Source organism: Falsiroseomonas sp., assembly GCF_051860665.1.
In the GTDB taxonomy this organism is placed as follows: Bacteria; Pseudomonadota; Alphaproteobacteria; order Acetobacterales; family Acetobacteraceae; genus Falsiroseomonas.
The window spans coordinates 47,653-63,677 of record NZ_JBHYDM010000027.1; the positions used below are offsets into that span (position 1 = coordinate 47,653).

Sequence of the window (16,025 nt, forward strand, 5' to 3'; positions counted from 1 at the left end):
GACGCATTTTCCGAGTCGCCTTGCGAGGCCGCAAGGCTTGAAAATGCTCTAATCCGCCCTGAGCGCCGCCCTGATCTCCGCCTGGCCGGCCGGGTCCTGCAGCCCGGCCAGGCGGGCGGCGGCCACCATGGCGTAGCGGTGCAGCAGGGCCTTGCGGCGCGCCGGGGCCAGGGGGTGGCTGGGCGCCTCCCGCACCAGGCTGGCTTCCGGCCCCTCCGCCACCACCAGCCCGACATCCTCGGGCAGCAGCTCCTCCGGGAAATCCAGGTCGACCGCGAAATACAGCCGGTCGCAGAAGTCGCGGTATTCCGGCCACTTGCCGTCGCTCAGAAAATCCCGCGCGCAGGACTTCACCTCCACCACCACGAATCCGCCATCCGGCAGCAGGGCCAGGATATCGGCGCGGCGCCCATTGGGCAGCGGCATCTCTCGCACCGGGGCCCAGCCGCGCTGGGCGCAGAAGCGGGCCGCCGCACGGCAGACGGCAAGGGTGCGCTCGGCGGGGGCGACGGGGGGTGGCGGGGCGGAGACGGCGGACATGCCCCATGTTCGCTTTGTGTTCACTGATAGGTCAAGTGTATCGCACATGGTGGAACCAATGGCGCTGCCGCGCGTGTATCAAGGCATGGTCGCCACACGCTTCGCAGTCGCTGTGCATATCCTCCTCCTGCTGGCCACCGCGCCCGGCGGCCAGCTCACCAGTGGTCGCCTCGCCGAGAGCGTGGGCACCAATCCGGTGGTCATCCGGCGCCTGGCGGGGCAATTGGCCCGCGCCGGGCTGATCCGGATCCGCCGAGGGCCTGGTGGCGCCGAGCTGGCCAAGCCGCCCGGCGAGATCACCCTGGGCGATATCTGGCAGGCCATGCGCCGCAAGGGCCTGCCGCTGCTGCCGGTGCATCGCGGCCCGGCCCGCGCCGAGACCGGCGGCCCGGCGCCCGCCATCCCCGGCATCCTGCGCCGCGCCTTCGATTCGGCCGAGGCGGCGATGGAATCCGATCTCTCCGCCGTGACGCTGGAGGAGCTGTGCCAGCAGCTTCGCGCCCCGGCCGAGGCGGCTCACGCCACCTGATCGAGCCCGGCGCGCAGGGCCTCCGCCCCCGGCGCCGCCGCATCGAGCAGCCCGTGCCGCAGGAAGAAGTCGATCAGCACCAGGTTCACGTTGAACTTCACCTGGTCGCGGTCTCGCACCTCCGCCAGCAGGCGCTGCGCGGGCCAGAGCTCGAAGCGCTCCACCTCGTTGTCATTCGGGCGCGGCACCAACCCCTCCGGCAGCTCCAGGTCGTAGCAATGCAGCACGTCCCGCCGCAGCCCCTCCGGCACCGCCATGACATAGGAGACGCGGCCGGCAGGCTGCGCCCGGGCCGCGACCTCGGGCGGGATCGAGGCCTCCTCCGCCGCTTCCTTCACCAGCGTCTCCGCGGCGGACAGCCCGGCCGGGATGCCGCCGGCCACCACATTGTCCAGCTGCCCCGGCGCCACGGATTTGTGGCGGGACCGGAAGCCGACCCAGAGATGCAGCCCATCCGGCCGGCGCAGGAAGCCATTCACATGCACGCCCTGGGAGATGGCGCCGAAGGCCGGCATGGCGCCGCGGTCCAGCTGCGCCAGCACCGGCCCCTCCGGCACCGTGCGGATGTCGAAAAGCTCGCCCCGCAGGGTCAGGTGGCCGCGGCCGGCCAGGCTCTTCGCCACCTCCGCCAGGGCCTGGCTGCGGGCGCCGGGCGCGCGCAGCCGGCCGGCGAGCGCCACCCCCTGATGGTCGAAATGGAAGTCCCGCGGATGGAAGGCCAGCGCCCGGGCGAGGTCCGTCCCGACCCAGCCGACCTGCTGGTCGCCGATCCGGAAGCGGAGGAGATGGGCCGGGGAGGCGATGTTGTTGCAGGCGGCGATGTGCCGCTCGAAACGGGCCAGGTGGGGGTCGAGAAGTGCGTCGGGCACGGGCATGCGCCCCTGTAGCGCGCCCGGCGCATGGCACGGAAGCCTTGCCGCCTGTTTCAACGGGGCGTTACAGGCCCCACCTTGGCTGTAACGGCTTCCGGAGCTTCACGTGCCACCCAGTCAACCGCGCGAGCGCAGTCACATGCGAACGCTGCTCACACTCGCCCCCTATCTCTGGCCCAAGGGCGAAATCGGGCTGCGCTTCCGCGTGGTGGCCAGCCTGGTGCTGCTGGTCTTCGCCAAGGCCGCCAATGTGCTGGTGCCGCTGGCCTTCGCCCGCGCCGTGGATGCCCTGGCGCCGGAGGGCGGCGCGGCTGCCTCCATCGCCGTGGTGCCGATCGCGCTCGTCCTGGCCTATGGCCTGCTGCGCCTGACCAGTTCCGCCTTCAACGAGGCGCGGGACGCCATCTTCGTGAAGGTGCAGGCGCGCGCCACCCGGCGCATCGCGCTGCAGGTCTTCCAGCACCTGCACGCCCTGTCGCTGCGCTTCCACCTGGACCGGCAGACCGGCGGCCTGTCCCGCGTGCTGGAACGCGGCACGCGCGGCATGACCTTCGTGCTGGATTTCCTGCTGTTCAACATCGTGCCCACCATCTTCGAGATCCTGCTGGTGGCGGTGATCCTCTGGGGGATGTTCGACTTCACCTTCAGCTTCGTCATCCTGGTGACGGTGGGCATCTATATCGCCTTCACCCTTTTGTTCACCGAATGGCGCCTGCGCTTCCGCCGGGCGATGAACGACACCGACACGGAGGCGAATACCCGCGCCGTCGACAGCCTGCTGAACTTCGAGACGGTGAAGTACTTCGGCAACGAACGGCACGAGGCGCGGCGCTACGACGCCAGCCTGGAACGCTACGAGCGCGCCTATTCCCGCTCCGAGGTCAGCCTGAATGCGCTGAACTTCGGCCAGCAAGCGGTGATCGCCGTGGGCCTGACCGTGGTGATGATGATGGCCGCCGGCCGGGTTTCCGGCGGCGGCATGACGGTGGGCGACTTCGTGCTGGTCAATACCTATATGATCCAGCTGTTCCAGCCGCTGAATTTTCTCGGCTTTGCCTATCGCGAGATCAAGCAGGGGCTGGTGGACATGGAAGCCATGTTCACCCTGATGCGGGAGGACCGGGAGGTCGCCGATGCGCCCGGCGCGCCGGCCCTCATCGCCACCGGCGGCGAGGTGACCTTCGAGAATGTGCGCTTCGGCTATCGGCCGGACCGGGAGATCCTGAAGGGCGTCAGCTTCACCGTGCCGCCCGGCCGGACGCTGGCCATCGTCGGCCCGACCGGCGCGGGCAAGTCCACCATCAGCCGCCTGCTGTTCCGCTTCTACGACGCCACCGGCGGTCGCGTGCTGATCGATGGGCAGGATGTGCGGGACGTGCAGCAGGACAGCGTGCGGGCGGCCATCGGCGTGGTGCCGCAGGACACCGTCCTGTTCAACGACACCATCCGCTACAACATCGCCTATGGCCGCCCCGGCGCGACGCAGGAGGAGGTGGAGGCCGCCGCCCGCGCCGCCCAGGTGCACGACTTCGTGCTGCGCCTGCCGGATGGCTACGACACCAAGGTGGGCGAGCGCGGGTTGAAGCTCTCGGGCGGCGAGAAGCAGCGCGTGGCCATCGCCCGCACCCTGCTGAAGAACCCCCGCATCGTCATCCTGGACGAGGCGACCAGCGCGCTCGACACCCGCACGGAGCAGGATATCCAGGCCGCGCTGCGCGATGCCGCCCGCGGCCGCACCACGCTGGTGATCGCCCATCGCCTGTCCACCGTGGTGGATGCGGATGAGATCCTGGTGCTGCAGGAGGGCCAGGTGGCGGAGCGTGGGTCGCATGCCGCGCTGATCGCGGCGGATGGCCTCTATGCCGCCATGTGGCGCCGCCAGTCCGAGGCGGTGGCGGCGGCGGAGGCGGCGGCGGCGGCCCAGGCGGCGGAAGCCGCCGCTGGAATCTAGCCGGCGGCCGCGTCGTCCGCCTGAACCCCCCGGCAGGAGGCCCGGAAACCCCGCAAGGGGGTTCCCATGCCGCGCCCGCCTGCCTATGTCCCGTGTCATTGAGGAGGCCGCCTATGCAGTTCGACCCCCAGGGCGAGGCCCCGGAAGATCTCAGCCACGCCGGCTCGGTGGTGGACAAGGCCATCGAATACATGATCGAGCAGGGCATCGCGCCGATCTCCATCGCCTCGGCCCTGCTGGGCGGCTCGCTCGGCATGCTGGCGCGCAGCATGGACGACCGCTCCGTCGCCGGCGTGCTGCGCAGCGCGCTGGCCTCGGTGGAGGCGGGCGAATTGGCGGAAATGCGGCGCGCCGCCGAGGCCGAGCAGGCCGCGAATCCCTGATCGAGGCTTGACGAGCGGGGTGCGATCCGCGATACGCCCCGGCTCCGGACCACTTCCGCGCGCGGCTGCCTGGACCACTCGGCCCCGGACCCGCGCGTGTGCTTTTCTGGGATATGAGTCATGGCCCGCCGCTGCGGTATCACCGGCAAGGGCGTGCTGACGGGCAACAACGTCAGCCACGCCAACAACAAGACCCGGCGTCGCTTCCTGCCGAACATGCAGGAGACGTCGTTCTTCTCCGACATCCTGGGCACGCCCGTCCGGATGCGCCTGACGGTGAACGGCATCCGCACGGTGGAGCACAATGGGGGTCTCGACTCCTTCCTGCTCGGCACCCCGGACCGCCGCCTGCCCGCCGAGGCGCTGGTGCTGAAGCGCCGCCTCGAGCGCGCGCGGGACAAGAAGGCCGCGGCCTGACCCGGCGGCGCGGGCCGGCCGGTCCGCGCCACCTTTCCCCGTGAGGGGGCGACCAGCACAAAATGCTGTGGTCGCGCGGCCTTCCGCGCTGCGTTAACCACAAGGCAACCGGTTCCGCGCCAACCTTCCGGCGATGGCTACCGACTCGCACCTTGCCGCCGCCCTCCTGCTCGCCGCAGTGCTGATCGCCTGCGCCGTGTGGATCCGCGGCCGCCTGCTGCAATCTCGCGACCGCGTGGCCTCGGCCGAGCGCCTGGCCGCCGCCCGCGGGCGCTGCCTCTCCCTCGCCGCGCAGGAATTGCGCGGGCCCGGCCTGGCGCTGATGGCGCAATCCGCCGAGGCCGCCCCCACCCGCCGCCGCCAGGGCGAGGAAACCCGCCTGGAAGCGGTCGCCCAGCACCTGCTGCGCCTGGCGGACGATCTCGCCGATTTCGCCACCGAGCCTGCCCCCCGCGCGCTGCATGAGGCGCCGGCCCTGCTCGGCCCCGTGATCGATGCCGCGGTGGCCAATGTCAGCGCCCAGCTCCGCCCCAGCCAGCGCCATTGGCAGGTCGCGCCCGACCTGCGCGCGCTGCGCATGCAGGCCGATAGCCGTGCGCTGGAGGGAGCGCTGGCCGCGCTGCTGCGCCGCGCCGCCCGGCATTCCCGCGACGGCGACGTGGTGGCGCTGCGCCATGTGCTGGGCAGCGAGACGGTGGCGATCGTGGTGGAGGATGAGGGGGACGGCCTGTCGGCGCAGGACCTGGTGCCCGAATCCGCCAGCCCCGCCCAGGCCTCAGGCCTCGGCGCCGGCAATGGCTCCCGCGGGCTCGACCTCGGGCTGACGCTCGCCCGGTCCCTGGCCGCGGCGCATGGCGGGGATATCCGGCTGGAGAGCGCGCCCGGAATCGGCGCCCGCGCCTGGCTCACCCTGCCGCGCCACCGGCTGCTGGACGCCGCCTGAGCCCGGCTTCGGCCTCAGCGGCCGCCGTTCTCAAACGGTCTCTCAGCCGGGCCATTCGAAAAGCAGCAGCAGGCTGCGCTGCCAGGGGCTTTCATTGTCGTCCGAGACCAGCGCCACCAGCCGCCGCCCAGCCCGGTCCAGCACCGCGACCCCCTCGTAATTGTCGAACGGCAGCGGTGGGTCCAGGCGCAGCACGTCCTCCCCCTGGACCAGCGCCCCCTCCCCCGCCTCGCGCAGCGCGGCCGGGGGAAGGTGCACCAGGCGGCCGGAAAAGCCCGCCAGCAGGCCGAAGGCGCGCTCCAGCACCAGCGCGCCGCCATCCGGCAGGGCGGCCGCATCCACCGGCACATGGCCGGGCGCCGGGCGATAGCCGAAGGCGTGCCAGGCGGCCGGGCCCCCGATCCAGCCGCGACGGTCGCCCGCCGCGCCAGCCCCCCAGGGCAGCCCCTCCGACAGCGCCAGCCAGCGCCCATCCGCCAGCACCGCCAGCGATTCCAGCGCCGCATTGGCGGGGGAGGCTTCGAGCCCCGGCGGGGCGGGCATGGCGCGGGCGGGGCCGGTCCAGCTGGCATAGGCGGCGATGCGATGACGGCGCTCGAACCCCACCAGCCAGGTGCCGTCCGGCAGGCGTGCCAGCGCCTCGGCATCCGCAGCCCGGCCCGGCGGCATGGCGCGGCCCCGCTCGTCCCGCAGCCAGCCGCTGCGGATCAGCGTGAGGCCGGTAGGTCGCGAGTCCCCATCCAGCGCCAGCCGCATCTCGACGAAGCGGGCGCGGTCGCTGATGGCGGTGAGCAGGAGGTCCGGCGCCAGGTGCAGCCCCGAGAGCCCGCCGAAGCCGAGCACCCCGCGGTCGATCTCCAGCCCGCCGAGCAGGCGCAGCGCGCCATAAGGGCCCTCCGGCAGCTCCACCCGCCGGGCCAGCGGCCGCTCCGCCCCGCCGGCGCAGCCGGGCAGCGCCACCAGGGCGGCGGCGGCCGCCCCCAGGAAGCGGCGGCGGCTGGTCAGGCGACCAGGGGCGCGCGTTCGCTGGCGGCCCGCTGCCAGGCCATCGCGGCATCCTCGTCGAAGAGCTCGGCGAGCTTCTTCATCATGGTGCCGCCCAGCTCCTCGGCATCCACGATGGTGACGGCGCGGCGGTAGTAGCGGGTGACGTCGTGGCCGATGCCGATGGCGATCAGCTCCACCGCCTCCCGCCCCTCGATCTCGCCGATCACCTTGCGGAGATGGCGTTCCAGGTAGTTGCCGGGGTTCACCGAGAGCGTGGAATCGTCCACCGGCGCGCCGTCCGAGATCACCATCAGGATGCGGCGATGCTCGGTCCGGGTGAGCAGGCGCTTATAGGCCCATTCCAGCGCCTCGCCGTCGATGTTCTCCTTCAGCAGCCCCTCGCGCAGCATCAGGCCGAGGTTCTTGCGGGCGCGGCGCCAGGGGGCGTCGGCGGACTTGTAGATGACGTGGCGCAGGTCGTTCAGGCGCCCCGGATTGCGCGGCTTGCCCTCCTGCACCCAGCGCTCGCGGGACTGGCCGCCCTTCCAGGCGCGGGTGGTGAAGCCCAGGATCTCCACCTTGACGGAGCAGCGTTCCAGGGTGCGCGCCAGGATGTCGCAGCACATGGCGGCCACCGTGATCGGCCGGCCGCGCATGGAGCCGGAATTGTCGATCAGCAGGGTCACCACCGTGTCCCGGAAATCGGCCTCGCGTTCGCGCTTGTAGGACAGCGACTGGGTCGGGGTGACGACGACGCGGGCCAGCCGCGCCACGTCCAGGATCCCCTCCTCCAGGTCGAATTCCCAGGCGCGCTGCTGCTGCGCCATCAGCCGGCGCTGCAGGCGGTTGGCGAGTTTCGAAACCACGCCCTGCAGGTGGGACAGCTGCTGGTCGAGCTGCTGGCGCAGCCGGGCCAGTTCATCCGCGTCGCAGAGGTCATCGGCCTCGACCACCTCGTCGAAGGACTTGTTGTAGGCGCGGTAGAGGGAGGCATCGTCGGTGGCCGGCACCTCCTTGCGCTGCTGCGGGCCGCCGGGGCGGTCGTCGCCCTCCGCGGCCGCGCCTTCCTCCTCGCCCTCCTGGCCTTCCTCCTCGGCGGCGTCGCCCTGCATGGTCTCGGGCTGGGCGCCGAGCATGCTCTCGGTGTCCTGGGCCTGGGATTCGCCCTCGCCGGACTGGTCCTGCTGCGAGGTGGTCTCGCCGCCCTCGCCCTCCTCCTCATCCTGCTCGGCCTCGGTCTCCACCTCCGCCTCGGCCAGGTCCAGCGCGGCCAGCAGCTTTCGCGCGGCGCGGCCGAAGGCGTCCTGGTCTGTGCTGCGCTCGGCCATCTCGGCCAGGGCGGCTTCGGCGGATTCGCCGATGGTGTCGCGCCACATCTCCAGCACGCGCTGGGCGGCGGCCGGCGCCGGTTCGCCCGAAAGCCTTTCGCGGGCGAGCAGGCCGAGCGCGGCGGCCAGCGGCAGCTGGTCCTTCCGCGTCATGCGGTCGTAGCCTTCCGCCTCGCACTGGTCGGTCAGCCGGGCGCGGAGATTGGCGGCGACGCCGGACATGTGCTGGCTGCCCACCACCTCGACCCGCACATCCTCCAGCGCGTCGAAGACCTCCCGCGCCTCACGCCGGGCGGGGATGCGGTTGGCGTGCACATTTTCGTCGTGGTGGCGCAGCTTCAGCGCGATGGCATCCGCCGCGCCGCGCAGCTTGGCCATCTCGGCCGGCGGCAGGGCGCGGGTCGGCAGCGGCAGGCGGGCGCGCTTTCCGGCCAGGCCGGAGGGCCCCGGCTGATAGGCGACCTGCACCTCCGGCTGGCGCGCGATGGCGCGCACCGCGCCGGCGGTGGCGCGCTTGAATTCTTCCTGCCGCGTCTGGTCGGGCTTGCCGCTCATGGATGAAAATCCGTCATGCGCGCACCGCTTCCCGGGCGCGGGCGGCTGCCAGCGCGGGTCGGGCCTCGAGCGCGGCGAGGTAGGAGGCGAGGACCGGCGAGGGCGTCAGCATGCCCCAGGCGGTCACGTATTGCAGGGTGGAGCCGATCAGCACATCGGCCGTGCTCAGCGCGGCGCCCAGCAGGAAGGGCCCGCCGGAGGCCTGGATCTGCCGCTCGATGCGCGCGAGCGCGGTGGCGAAATCCGGCCAGCCCAGCGCCCGGGCCGGCGGCGGCTCGGCACGTGGAAAGGCCTTGTCGGCCAGGGCCGGTTCCAGCACGCCGGCGCCATAGGCCATCAGCGTCTGGTACAGCGCCCGCTCCGGATTGCCGGGTGGCGGCGAGAGCAGGCCGGGATGCAGCTCGTCCAGATAGGCGCAGATGCCGAGGCTCTCGGAGACCACGACGCCCGTCCAGTCGCCAGCCGGGCCGCGATCCTCCAGCACCGGCAGCTTGCCGTCCGGGTTGATCGCCAGGAATTCCGGCCGCTTATGCGTGCCGGCGTCCAGGTCGTGCTGGATCAGCGCGAAATCGGCGCCGAATTCCTCCAGCAGCCAGAGGATGCGGAAGGCCCGCGTCTTCGGTGCGAAATGCAGCAGGAAGCGCGGGCCCGCCATCGGCCGTCACCCCGCCTTGCGCAGCATGCTGCCGGTGGAGAGCTCCTCGTTGAAGCAGCGCTGGTAGTATTCGGCCACCGTGCCGCGCTCCGCCTCGTCGCACTTGTTCAGGAAGCTCATGCGGAAGGCGAAGCCGATATCGCCGAAGATCCTGGCATTCTCGGCCCAGGTGATGACGGTGCGCGGCGACATGACGGTGGAGATGTCGCCGGCGATGAAGCCGGCGCGCGTCAGGTCGGCCAGCGCCACCATGGCCTCCGTCTGGCGCTTCATCTTCGCGTCCTTCTCGTCCCAGCCGAGCTTGGCCATGACGATCGAGGTCTCCTGCGCATGCGGCAGGTAGTTCAGGGTCGCGACGATGTTCCAGCGGTCCATCTGGCCTTGGTTGATCTGCTGGGTCCCGTGGTACAGCCCCGTGGTATCGCCCAAACCGACCGTATTGGCGGTGGCAAACAGACGAAACATCGGGTGCGGGCGGATCACCTTGTTCTGGTCGAGCAGGGTGAGCTTGCCCTCCACCTCCAGCACGCGCTGGATCACGAACATCACGTCCGGGCGGCCGGCATCGTATTCGTCGAAGACCAGGGCGCAGGGGTGCTGCAGCGCCCAGGGCAGGATGCCTTCACGGAATTCCGTGATCTGCTTCCCGTCCTTCAGGACGATGGCGTCCTTGCCGATCAGGTCGATGCGGGAGATGTGGCTGTCCAGGTTCACCCGGATGCAGGGCCAGTTCAGCCGCGCCGCCACCTGCTCGATATGCGTCGACTTGCCGGTGCCGTGATAGCCCTGGACCATGACGCGCCGGTTGAAGGCGAAGCCGGCGAGGATCGCCAGCGTGGTGTCGCGGTCGAAGCGGTAGGTGCTGTCCACCTCCGGCACATGCTCAGTGCGGCGGCTGAAGGCCGGCACCTTCATGTCGCTGTCGATGCCGAAGACATCGCGCACGGAAAGCTGCGTGTCCGGCATGTCGATCACGGAGGTGGGGCTGATCTCGGCGAGGCTGGCGGCCTTGTTCATCTGTCGGTCCGGCTGTGACATTCAGGGGCGATCCTAGGGCGCCAGGACGGGCGCGGCTACCCGGCTGCGGCCGGTGCGGGCGTGGCTTTGCCCGGAAGCTTGCGGCGGACCAGGCTATAGGCGCGATTGATGTCCTTCAACCGCTCCTCCGCCTGGCGGTCCCCGCCATTGGCATCCGGGTGGTAGCGCTTGGCGAGTTCCTTGTAGCGGCTCCGCAGCGCCAGCGCGTCGATCGGCCAGCCCAGGCCCAGAACGTCCAGCGCCGCGCGCAGTTCGGCCGGCGGCTCATCCTGCCGCGGCGGCTTGGCGCGGCGCTGCTGGTGCAGCGGCGTCGCGCCCAGCACGCCGAGCGGGTCGCGCAGCACCTCGGGATCGAAGGGATTGGCGCCGCCCAGCCGGCCGAGCGGCCAGGTGGGGCGCTGCCAGCCGGAATCGTCGCGCAGATGCGCCTCGATCTCGCCGGGGGACATGCCCTTGTAGTAGTCCCAGGCGCGGTTGTAGGCGCGCACATGGTCCAGGCAGAACCATCGGTACTGGTTGAGCGTCTTGCGATCGCGCGGCGCGCGGAATTCGCCGGGCAGCGGGCAGCCGGGGGATTCGCAGGGGCGCACCGGCGCCTCCGGCTCCGCAAACATCGATCCCGAACGCTCGCCACGTCGCGCCATCCGCCGTTTATGGTCGCCGGGTTGCGGCCGCGCAAGGCACTGGTCCGAAACGGAGCCATGCGGCAGGAGGGCCTGTCCAAGCCCCGCACCACCCCCATATCCAAGGCATTACCATGACCGACAGAGCAAGCCGCATCAGCGCCCGCATGCAGCAGGCCTTCGCCCCGGCGGAGGTGGAGGTGCGCGACGACAGCGCCCAGCATGCCGGCCATGCCGGTGCGCGGCCGGGCGGCGAGACCCATTATTCCGTGCGCGTGGTCAGCCCCGCCTTCGCCGGCCAGTCCCGCGTCGCGCGGTCCCGCGCCGCGCATGAGGCGGTGGCGGCGGAATTCGAGACCGGGCTGCACGCGCTCTCGCTGCGCCTGCTGACGCCGGAGGAAGCCGCGAAGGCGGGGTAGCCCTCTCCCTCCCCCGCGGGCGGGGGGTTGCGGCACTGCCGCGACGCCGAAGGCTGGCCGGGGTGGGGGCAATCCGCAAGCGCCCACCCTTCTGCCCCCCACCCAACCCTCCCCCCTCAGCAGGGGGGAGGGCCTTTCCGCTACTCCGCGCTGCCGCCCGAACGGTGCCGCTGCACCACCGGGCTGTCCTCGGCATAGGCATAGCAACTGCCGATCGGCAGGCGGCGGGGCGGCGGGGCCTCCGCCGGCTGGCCGGCAGGGATCGCCGCCTCCCGTCGCGCGCGGTCCCGGCGCCATTTCCAGGGCGCGATGGTCTGGTAGGCAACGGTCGCCATCTGGGCCATCACCTCCCGCAGATGGGTGCAGCCAAGCACGCCACCCACCCTTTCCTTCACCGCGCGGTTGAAGCCCGGGCCGATGGCAACGCCGGCCAGGCGGCTCATGCTCGCCGCCGCCTTGGGGCAGACCTCATAGGGGGTGAAGTCGGAGACGGCCTCGCAGGCGCGGATCACCATCGCCTCGTCCACCGTCATGCGCACCCACATGCCGTGCAGCGCATCGCCCGGCTGCAGCGTGCCGCGGTCCATATTGTCGAAGGGATAGGACTTGGTATCGACCAGATGCGCCTCGATGTCGAAGAGCCCATCGGTGCGCTGGTAGCCGTCCATGGTGATCTGGCGGCGGTGCAGCGGAATGCGCGAAACCTCGGGCTCGGGGAGCGGCATCGGGCGGGATCCCGGGATATTGCAGTGCAGCGTCTGGGTATCGCACGGGGATCCCAGCCCTGGAAGGCTAGGCCTGCGCCCCCTCATCCCGCAGCAGCGATTCCACCGCGAGCGGCGGCACCTCGGCGGTGGTGAAGGCCTCGCCCGGCCCGCGCAGCAGCACGAAGCGCATGGCGCCGTCCCGCACCTTCTTGTCCTTGCGCATCCGGTCCATCAGCCGCGCCGTGGAGAAGCGGCGCGGCAGATCCCCGATGCGCGCCGGCAGGCCGCATTCCTGCAGATGGGAGATCACCCGCCCCGGCAATTCCTGCGAACAGAAGCCCAGCCGGGCGGACAGCGCGGCGGCCAGGCCGAGGCCCAGCGCCACCGCCTCCCCATGCAGCAGCGTGCCGTCATAGCCGCACTCGGCCTCCAGCGCATGACCGAAGGTATGGCCGAGGTTGAGGAGCGCGCGGCCGCCCTCGGCACTCTCCTCCCGCTCATCCGCCGCCACCACGCCGGATTTCAGCCGGCAGGATTCCAGCACCGCATGGGCCAGCGCGGCCGGGTCGCCGGCCACCGCCTTGGCCCCCTCCGCCTCGCACCAGTCCCAGAGCGCGCCCTGCAGCAGCCCGTGCTTGGCCACCTCGGCATATCCGGCGCGCAGCTCCCGCGGCGGCAGGGTCGCCAGCACGCCGGTATCGGCCAGCACCAGCAGCGGCTGGTGGAAGGCGCCCACCAGGTTCTTGCCCAGGCCGAGATTGATCCCGGTCTTGCCGCCCACCGAACTGTCCACCTGCGCCAGCAGCGAGGTGGGGATCTGCACGAAGGGCAGGCCACGCAGCGCCACCGCCGCGGCGAAGCCCGCCAGGTCGCCCACCACCCCGCCGCCGAGCGCCACGACCGTGGTGCGCCGATCCGCGCCGGCCGCCAGCGCCGCCTCCACCACCCGTTCAAGTTGGAAAAAGGACTTGCTGGCCTCGCCGGACGGCACCTCGATGGTCGCGACCACGGCGATGCCCGCGGCATCCAGCCCGGCCCGCAGCGCCGGCAGGTGCAGCGGCGCCACGCTGGCATCGGTCACCACCACCACGCGCCGCGCCGGCAGCACCGGGGCCAGCAGCGCGCCGGCCCGCGCCAGCAGCCCCTCGCCCACCAAAATGTCGTAGCTGCGCTCCGCCAGCCGCACCTTCAGCCGCGCCGGCTCCCGATGCGCGGCCAGCGCCTCCATCACCCGCCGGGTGGTGGTCTCGGGCGGCTCATCGGTGCAGTCCACGATCACGGAGGCCTCTGCGAAGGTCGGGTGGCGCGCCGTCATCAGGCGCTCCAGCACCTCGCGCGGGTCCCGGTTGAGAAACAGCGGCCGATGTTCCCGCCCCGCCACGCGGCGCAGCAGCACGGGGAGCGAACAGCGCAGCCAGACGGCGACCGCCCCCGATTCGGCCACCGCCCGCCGGGTTCGCGCATCGGTGAAGGCGCCACCTCCCGTCGCCAGCACCAGCGGCGGTCCTGCCAGCAGGCGGGCGATCACCCGGCGCTCACCGTCCCGGAAATGCGGCTCCCCATAGCGGGTGAAGATATCCGTGATCGGCAGGCCGGCCGCGGCCTCGATCTCACTATCCGCATCCACGAAGGGCAGGCCGAGCTTCAACGACAGGCGCCGGCCGATGGAGGATTTGCCGCAACCAGGCATGCCGACCAGCACCACGCTGCGACTGGGCGGGGTCAGGGCCGCCGGCTCGGGCGGGGCGGCATCGGGCATGGGCCAGGCCGAAAGGGTGGTGTTGCGTGACACGGTGACGGAGGCTACAGCAAGATCGGTTCAGATGAAATCGTCCGATCCGATCTCTTGCTGTAGTTTCAACGACTTCTTGGTTGAGGCTGGGGCAGGTCGGGCATCGGCCGGTCGTGCCCCCAGGGCATGCAGCGCGCGAGGATCCGCATCCACGATGTTCCGACACCCGCTCCTGCTGCTGGCCGCCGTGGTCGCCGCCCTGCTGGCCATCGGGTTGCTCGGGATCGGCGCCTTCCCGCCCTCCGTCACGCCGCAGCCGGTGGAGCGCAGCGTGCCGGCCGAACGCTTCGGGACCCGCTAACCCGGCCAGGGCACCCGCAGCGATGGATCGGCACGCCGAGGCCTTCCTCGAAATGCTGGCGGCGGAGCGTGGCGCGGCGCGCAATACGCTGGCCGCCTATGCTGCGGACCTCGCGGATTTCAGCGCCCATTGCACGCCGCGCAGCATCACGCCGCTGACCGCCGATGCCGGCACCATCCAGGCCTATCTGCGCGGCCTGAGCGATGCGGGCCTGGCCGCCCGCACCGCCGCACGGCGCCTCTCCGCCCTGCGCCAGTTCTTCCGCTTCCTGGTGCAGGAAGGCCTGCGGACCGAAGACCCGACCGAGCTGCAGGAAGGCCCCCGCCTGCCGGCCAGCCTGCCAAAACCCCTGGCCGAGGCCGAATTGACCGCCCTGCTGGAAGGCGCGGCCCGCCTGCCCGGCGCGCGCGGGCCCTTCGCCGTCGCCCTGGTCGAACTCCTCTACAGCAGCGGCCTCCGGGTCAGCGAGCTGGCCTCGCTGCCCGCCGGCGCGCTGCGGCCGGACCAGCCGCTGGTCGCCGTCCGCGGCAAGGGTAACAAGGAAAGGCTGGTGCCGATCTCCGCCCGCGCCCGCGCCGCCGTGCTGGCGGCCGCCGCGGCCAAGCCGGAGCCGGAGCGGAAATCGCGCTGGCTCTTCCCCTCCCGCGCCGCGGGGGGGCATGTCACCCGCCAGACCATCGGCCTGGTGCTGAAGGACGCGGCCCTGGCCGCTGGGCTCGACCCCGCCCGGGTCAGCCCGCACGTCCTGCGGCACTCCTTCGCCTCCCACCTGCTGGCGCATGGCGCGGATCTCCGCAGCCTGCAGATGCTGCTCGGCCATGCCGATATCGCCACCACGCAGATCTACACCAAGGTGCTCGAGGAACGGCTGCAGCGCCTGGTCGAGGAACACCACCCACTCGCGACGCAGGAGCCTGCCGCATGACCACCTCCCCCCTCGCCCGCCTGCATCGCAGCGAGCTCGCCGTGCCGGCGATCCGCCCCGAACTCTTCCCCAAGGCCGCCGCGGGCCCGGCCGATGCCGTGTTCCTCGACCTCGAGGACAGCGTGCCGGAAGCCGAGAAGGACCGCGCCCGCGCCAATGCCGTGACCGCGCTGGGCAGCATCGACTGGGGCACCAAGATCCTCGCCGTTCGGGTGAACGGGCAGGACACGCCCCACTTCTACAAGGACATGATCGCCCTGCTCGAAGCCGCCAGCGACCGGCTCGACATCATCATGATCCCCAAGGTCGGCGACCCGCGCGAAGTCTTCGCCGCCGACCTCCTCGCCAGCCAGATCGAGGCCGCTGCCTGCCGCGCCCGCCGCGTCGGCCTCGGCCTGGTGATCGAGACGGCCAAGGGCCTCGCCCACGTCGAAGCCATCGCCAGCGCCTCCCCCCGCACCGAAAGCCTCCACCTCGGCGTCGCCGACCTCGCCGCCAGCCTCGGCATGCGCACCACCGCCATCGGCGGCCTGAACCCCGACTACGCCAGCCCCGCCGGCCTCCTCGACCCCTGGCACTTCGCCGTGGCCCGCATCATCACCGCCGCCCGCGCCGCCGGCCTGCGCCCGATCGACGGCCCCTACGGCGACTTCCGCGACACCGAAGGCCTCGAAGCCAGCGCCCGCCGCGGCCGCGCCCTCGGCGCCGAAGGCAAAATGGCCATCCACCCCAACCAGGTCGCCAGCCTCAACACCGCCTTCCAACCCGACGCAAAAGAAGTGGCCCAAGCCCACCGCGTCCTCGCCGCCATGGAAACCGCCCGCCTCGAAGGCCGCGCCGCCGTCGCCCTCGACGGCAAACTCCTCGACATCGCCTCCATCCGCCAAGCCGAAGCCATGGTCGCCAAGGCGGCACGTTCGGCGGGGTAGAGGGGACGGCGCGGGTGGCTTGCAAGGAGGGCTCCGCCCTCCCTGCACCCTCCCGCCAAGGGGCAGTGGCCCCTTGGAACCCTTTGATTCATGAACAGAAATGGAGAGGGGCCAGCAGGACCGCCGAACAT

The 16,025-nt window shown here is 71.7% G+C and carries 18 protein-coding genes; 9 read left to right on the forward strand and 9 right to left on the reverse strand.

Features of this window, described 5'->3' with window-relative positions; all coding sequences use genetic code 11:
• Positions 1–48 precede the first annotated feature (48 nt).
• A complete protein-coding gene (locus ACTIF1_RS20950; protein WP_439598409.1) occupies positions 49–540 on the reverse strand; it encodes an MmcB family DNA repair protein in 492 nt (163 codons plus the stop codon).
• Between the two features lie 85 nt (positions 541–625).
• Between ACTIF1_RS20950 and ACTIF1_RS20955 the strand changes: the two genes are divergently transcribed.
• Complete coding sequence (locus ACTIF1_RS20955; protein ID WP_439598410.1) at positions 626–1,069, forward strand: Rrf2 family transcriptional regulator; 444 nt, start codon at positions 626–628, stop codon at positions 1,067–1,069.
• On the opposite strand, the gene ACTIF1_RS20960 is transcribed toward ACTIF1_RS20955, so the two are convergent.
• Positions 1,057–1,938 (reverse strand): DUF4743 domain-containing protein, encoded by an 882-nt coding sequence (locus tag ACTIF1_RS20960; RefSeq protein WP_439598411.1) that lies wholly within the window; start codon positions 1,936–1,938, stop codon positions 1,057–1,059. The genes ACTIF1_RS20955 and ACTIF1_RS20960 overlap by 13 nt on opposite strands.
• Positions 1,939–2,080: 142 nt before the next feature.
• Between ACTIF1_RS20960 and ACTIF1_RS20965 the strand changes: the two genes are divergently transcribed.
• From ACTIF1_RS20965 to ACTIF1_RS20980, 4 genes are all read left to right on the forward strand, one after another.
• Complete coding sequence (locus ACTIF1_RS20965; RefSeq protein ID WP_439598412.1) at positions 2,081–3,892, forward strand: ABCB family ABC transporter ATP-binding protein/permease; 1,812 nt, start codon at positions 2,081–2,083, stop codon at positions 3,890–3,892.
• 113 nt (positions 3,893–4,005) lie between these two features.
• The gene (locus ACTIF1_RS20970) at positions 4,006–4,275 is read left to right on the forward strand and encodes a hypothetical protein (RefSeq protein WP_439598413.1); all 270 of its coding nucleotides are present in this window, start codon (positions 4,006–4,008) and stop codon (positions 4,273–4,275) included.
• A gap of 120 nt (positions 4,276–4,395) precedes the next feature.
• Positions 4,396–4,692, forward strand: coding sequence for a 50S ribosomal protein L28 (gene rpmB / locus ACTIF1_RS20975; protein WP_439598414.1), 297 nt, complete (start codon positions 4,396–4,398; stop codon positions 4,690–4,692).
• Between the two features lie 133 nt (positions 4,693–4,825).
• Complete coding sequence (locus ACTIF1_RS20980) at positions 4,826–5,635, forward strand: sensor histidine kinase (RefSeq protein ID WP_439598415.1); 810 nt, start codon at positions 4,826–4,828, stop codon at positions 5,633–5,635.
• A 42-nt stretch (positions 5,636–5,677) separates the two neighbouring features.
• Here ACTIF1_RS20980 and ACTIF1_RS20985 read toward each other — a convergent pair whose 3' ends face one another.
• The 5 genes from ACTIF1_RS20985 to ACTIF1_RS21005 are packed head-to-tail and all read right to left on the reverse strand — an operon-like array spanning position 5,678 to position 10,842.
• Entirely contained in the window at positions 5,678–6,595 is a 918-nt protein-coding gene (locus ACTIF1_RS20985; protein WP_439598416.1) for an esterase-like activity of phytase family protein, read from the reverse strand.
• 41 nt (positions 6,596–6,636) lie between these two features.
• Positions 6,637–8,505, reverse strand: coding sequence for a cobaltochelatase subunit CobT (cobT, locus tag ACTIF1_RS20990; protein WP_439598417.1), 1,869 nt, complete (start codon positions 8,503–8,505; stop codon positions 6,637–6,639).
• Between the two features lie 13 nt (positions 8,506–8,518).
• Positions 8,519–9,160 (reverse strand): glutathione S-transferase family protein, encoded by a 642-nt coding sequence (locus tag ACTIF1_RS20995; protein WP_439598418.1) that lies wholly within the window; start codon positions 9,158–9,160, stop codon positions 8,519–8,521.
• A gap of 6 nt (positions 9,161–9,166) precedes the next feature.
• Positions 9,167–10,177, reverse strand: a complete 1,011-nt coding sequence (cobS, locus tag ACTIF1_RS21000) for a cobaltochelatase subunit CobS (protein ID WP_439598425.1) — start codon at positions 10,175–10,177, stop codon at positions 9,167–9,169.
• Between the two features lie 56 nt (positions 10,178–10,233).
• The gene (locus tag ACTIF1_RS21005; protein WP_439598419.1) at positions 10,234–10,842 is read right to left on the reverse strand and encodes a J domain-containing protein; all 609 of its coding nucleotides are present in this window, start codon (positions 10,840–10,842) and stop codon (positions 10,234–10,236) included.
• Positions 10,843–10,955: 113 nt separating this feature from the next.
• On the opposite strand from ACTIF1_RS21005, the gene ACTIF1_RS21010 reads away from it, so the two are divergent.
• Positions 10,956–11,240 (forward strand): BolA family protein, encoded by a 285-nt coding sequence (locus ACTIF1_RS21010; protein WP_439598420.1) that lies wholly within the window; start codon positions 10,956–10,958, stop codon positions 11,238–11,240.
• A 140-nt stretch (positions 11,241–11,380) separates the two neighbouring features.
• On the opposite strand, the gene ACTIF1_RS21015 is transcribed toward ACTIF1_RS21010, so the two are convergent.
• Both ACTIF1_RS21015 and aroB read right to left on the reverse strand, forming a co-directional pair.
• The gene (locus ACTIF1_RS21015; RefSeq protein ID WP_439598421.1) at positions 11,381–11,965 is read right to left on the reverse strand and encodes a DUF2889 domain-containing protein; all 585 of its coding nucleotides are present in this window, start codon (positions 11,963–11,965) and stop codon (positions 11,381–11,383) included.
• Between the two features lie 67 nt (positions 11,966–12,032).
• Positions 12,033–13,706 (reverse strand): 3-dehydroquinate synthase, encoded by a 1,674-nt coding sequence (aroB, locus tag ACTIF1_RS21020; protein WP_439598426.1) that lies wholly within the window; start codon positions 13,704–13,706, stop codon positions 12,033–12,035.
• A 187-nt stretch (positions 13,707–13,893) separates the two neighbouring features.
• Between aroB and ACTIF1_RS21025 the strand changes: the two genes are divergently transcribed.
• From ACTIF1_RS21025 to ACTIF1_RS21035, 3 genes are read left to right on the forward strand one after another with little or no spacing between them, the layout of a single operon-like run.
• Positions 13,894–14,040: a hypothetical protein gene (locus ACTIF1_RS21025; RefSeq protein ID WP_439598422.1), complete on the forward strand. Its 147-nt coding sequence runs from the start codon at positions 13,894–13,896 to the stop codon at positions 14,038–14,040.
• 22 nt (positions 14,041–14,062) lie between these two features.
• A complete protein-coding gene (locus tag ACTIF1_RS21030) occupies positions 14,063–14,965 on the forward strand; it encodes a tyrosine recombinase (protein ID WP_439598423.1) in 903 nt (300 codons plus the stop codon).
• A complete protein-coding gene (locus ACTIF1_RS21035) occupies positions 14,962–15,894 on the forward strand; it encodes an HpcH/HpaI aldolase/citrate lyase family protein (RefSeq protein ID WP_439598424.1) in 933 nt (310 codons plus the stop codon). The genes ACTIF1_RS21030 and ACTIF1_RS21035 overlap by 4 nt, the downstream gene beginning before the upstream one ends.
• Positions 15,895–16,025: the final 131 nt, after the last annotated feature.

Bases quoted from the DNA above. Each gene is read 5' to 3' on its own strand.
- ACTIF1_RS20950 (WP_439598409.1), bottom strand. From the start codon at position 540: ATGTCCGCCGTCTCCGCCCCGCCACCCCCCGTCGCCCCCGCCGAGCGC.
- ACTIF1_RS20955 (WP_439598410.1), top strand. From the start codon at position 626: ATGGTCGCCACACGCTTCGCAGTCGCTGTGCATATCCTCCTCCTGCTG.
- ACTIF1_RS20965 (WP_439598412.1), top strand. From the start codon at position 2,081: ATGCGAACGCTGCTCACACTCGCCCCCTATCTCTGGCCCAAGGGCGAA.
- ACTIF1_RS20970 (WP_439598413.1), top strand. From the start codon at position 4,006: ATGCAGTTCGACCCCCAGGGCGAGGCCCCGGAAGATCTCAGCCACGCC.
- rpmB (WP_439598414.1), top strand. From the start codon at position 4,396: ATGGCCCGCCGCTGCGGTATCACCGGCAAGGGCGTGCTGACGGGCAAC.
- ACTIF1_RS20980 (WP_439598415.1), top strand. From the start codon at position 4,826: ATGGCTACCGACTCGCACCTTGCCGCCGCCCTCCTGCTCGCCGCAGTG.
- cobT (WP_439598417.1), bottom strand. From the start codon at position 8,505: ATGAGCGGCAAGCCCGACCAGACGCGGCAGGAAGAATTCAAGCGCGCC.
- ACTIF1_RS20995 (WP_439598418.1), bottom strand. From the start codon at position 9,160: ATGGCGGGCCCGCGCTTCCTGCTGCATTTCGCACCGAAGACGCGGGCC.
- cobS (WP_439598425.1), bottom strand. From the start codon at position 10,177: ATGAACAAGGCCGCCAGCCTCGCCGAGATCAGCCCCACCTCCGTGATC.
- ACTIF1_RS21005 (WP_439598419.1), bottom strand. From the start codon at position 10,842: ATGGCGCGACGTGGCGAGCGTTCGGGATCGATGTTTGCGGAGCCGGAG.
- ACTIF1_RS21010 (WP_439598420.1), top strand. From the start codon at position 10,956: ATGACCGACAGAGCAAGCCGCATCAGCGCCCGCATGCAGCAGGCCTTC.
- ACTIF1_RS21015 (WP_439598421.1), bottom strand. From the start codon at position 11,965: ATGCCGCTCCCCGAGCCCGAGGTTTCGCGCATTCCGCTGCACCGCCGC.
- aroB (WP_439598426.1), bottom strand. From the start codon at position 13,706: ATGCCCGATGCCGCCCCGCCCGAGCCGGCGGCCCTGACCCCGCCCAGT.
- ACTIF1_RS21025 (WP_439598422.1), top strand. From the start codon at position 13,894: ATGTTCCGACACCCGCTCCTGCTGCTGGCCGCCGTGGTCGCCGCCCTG.
- ACTIF1_RS21030 (WP_439598423.1), top strand. From the start codon at position 14,063: ATGGATCGGCACGCCGAGGCCTTCCTCGAAATGCTGGCGGCGGAGCGT.
- ACTIF1_RS21035 (WP_439598424.1), top strand. From the start codon at position 14,962: ATGACCACCTCCCCCCTCGCCCGCCTGCATCGCAGCGAGCTCGCCGTG.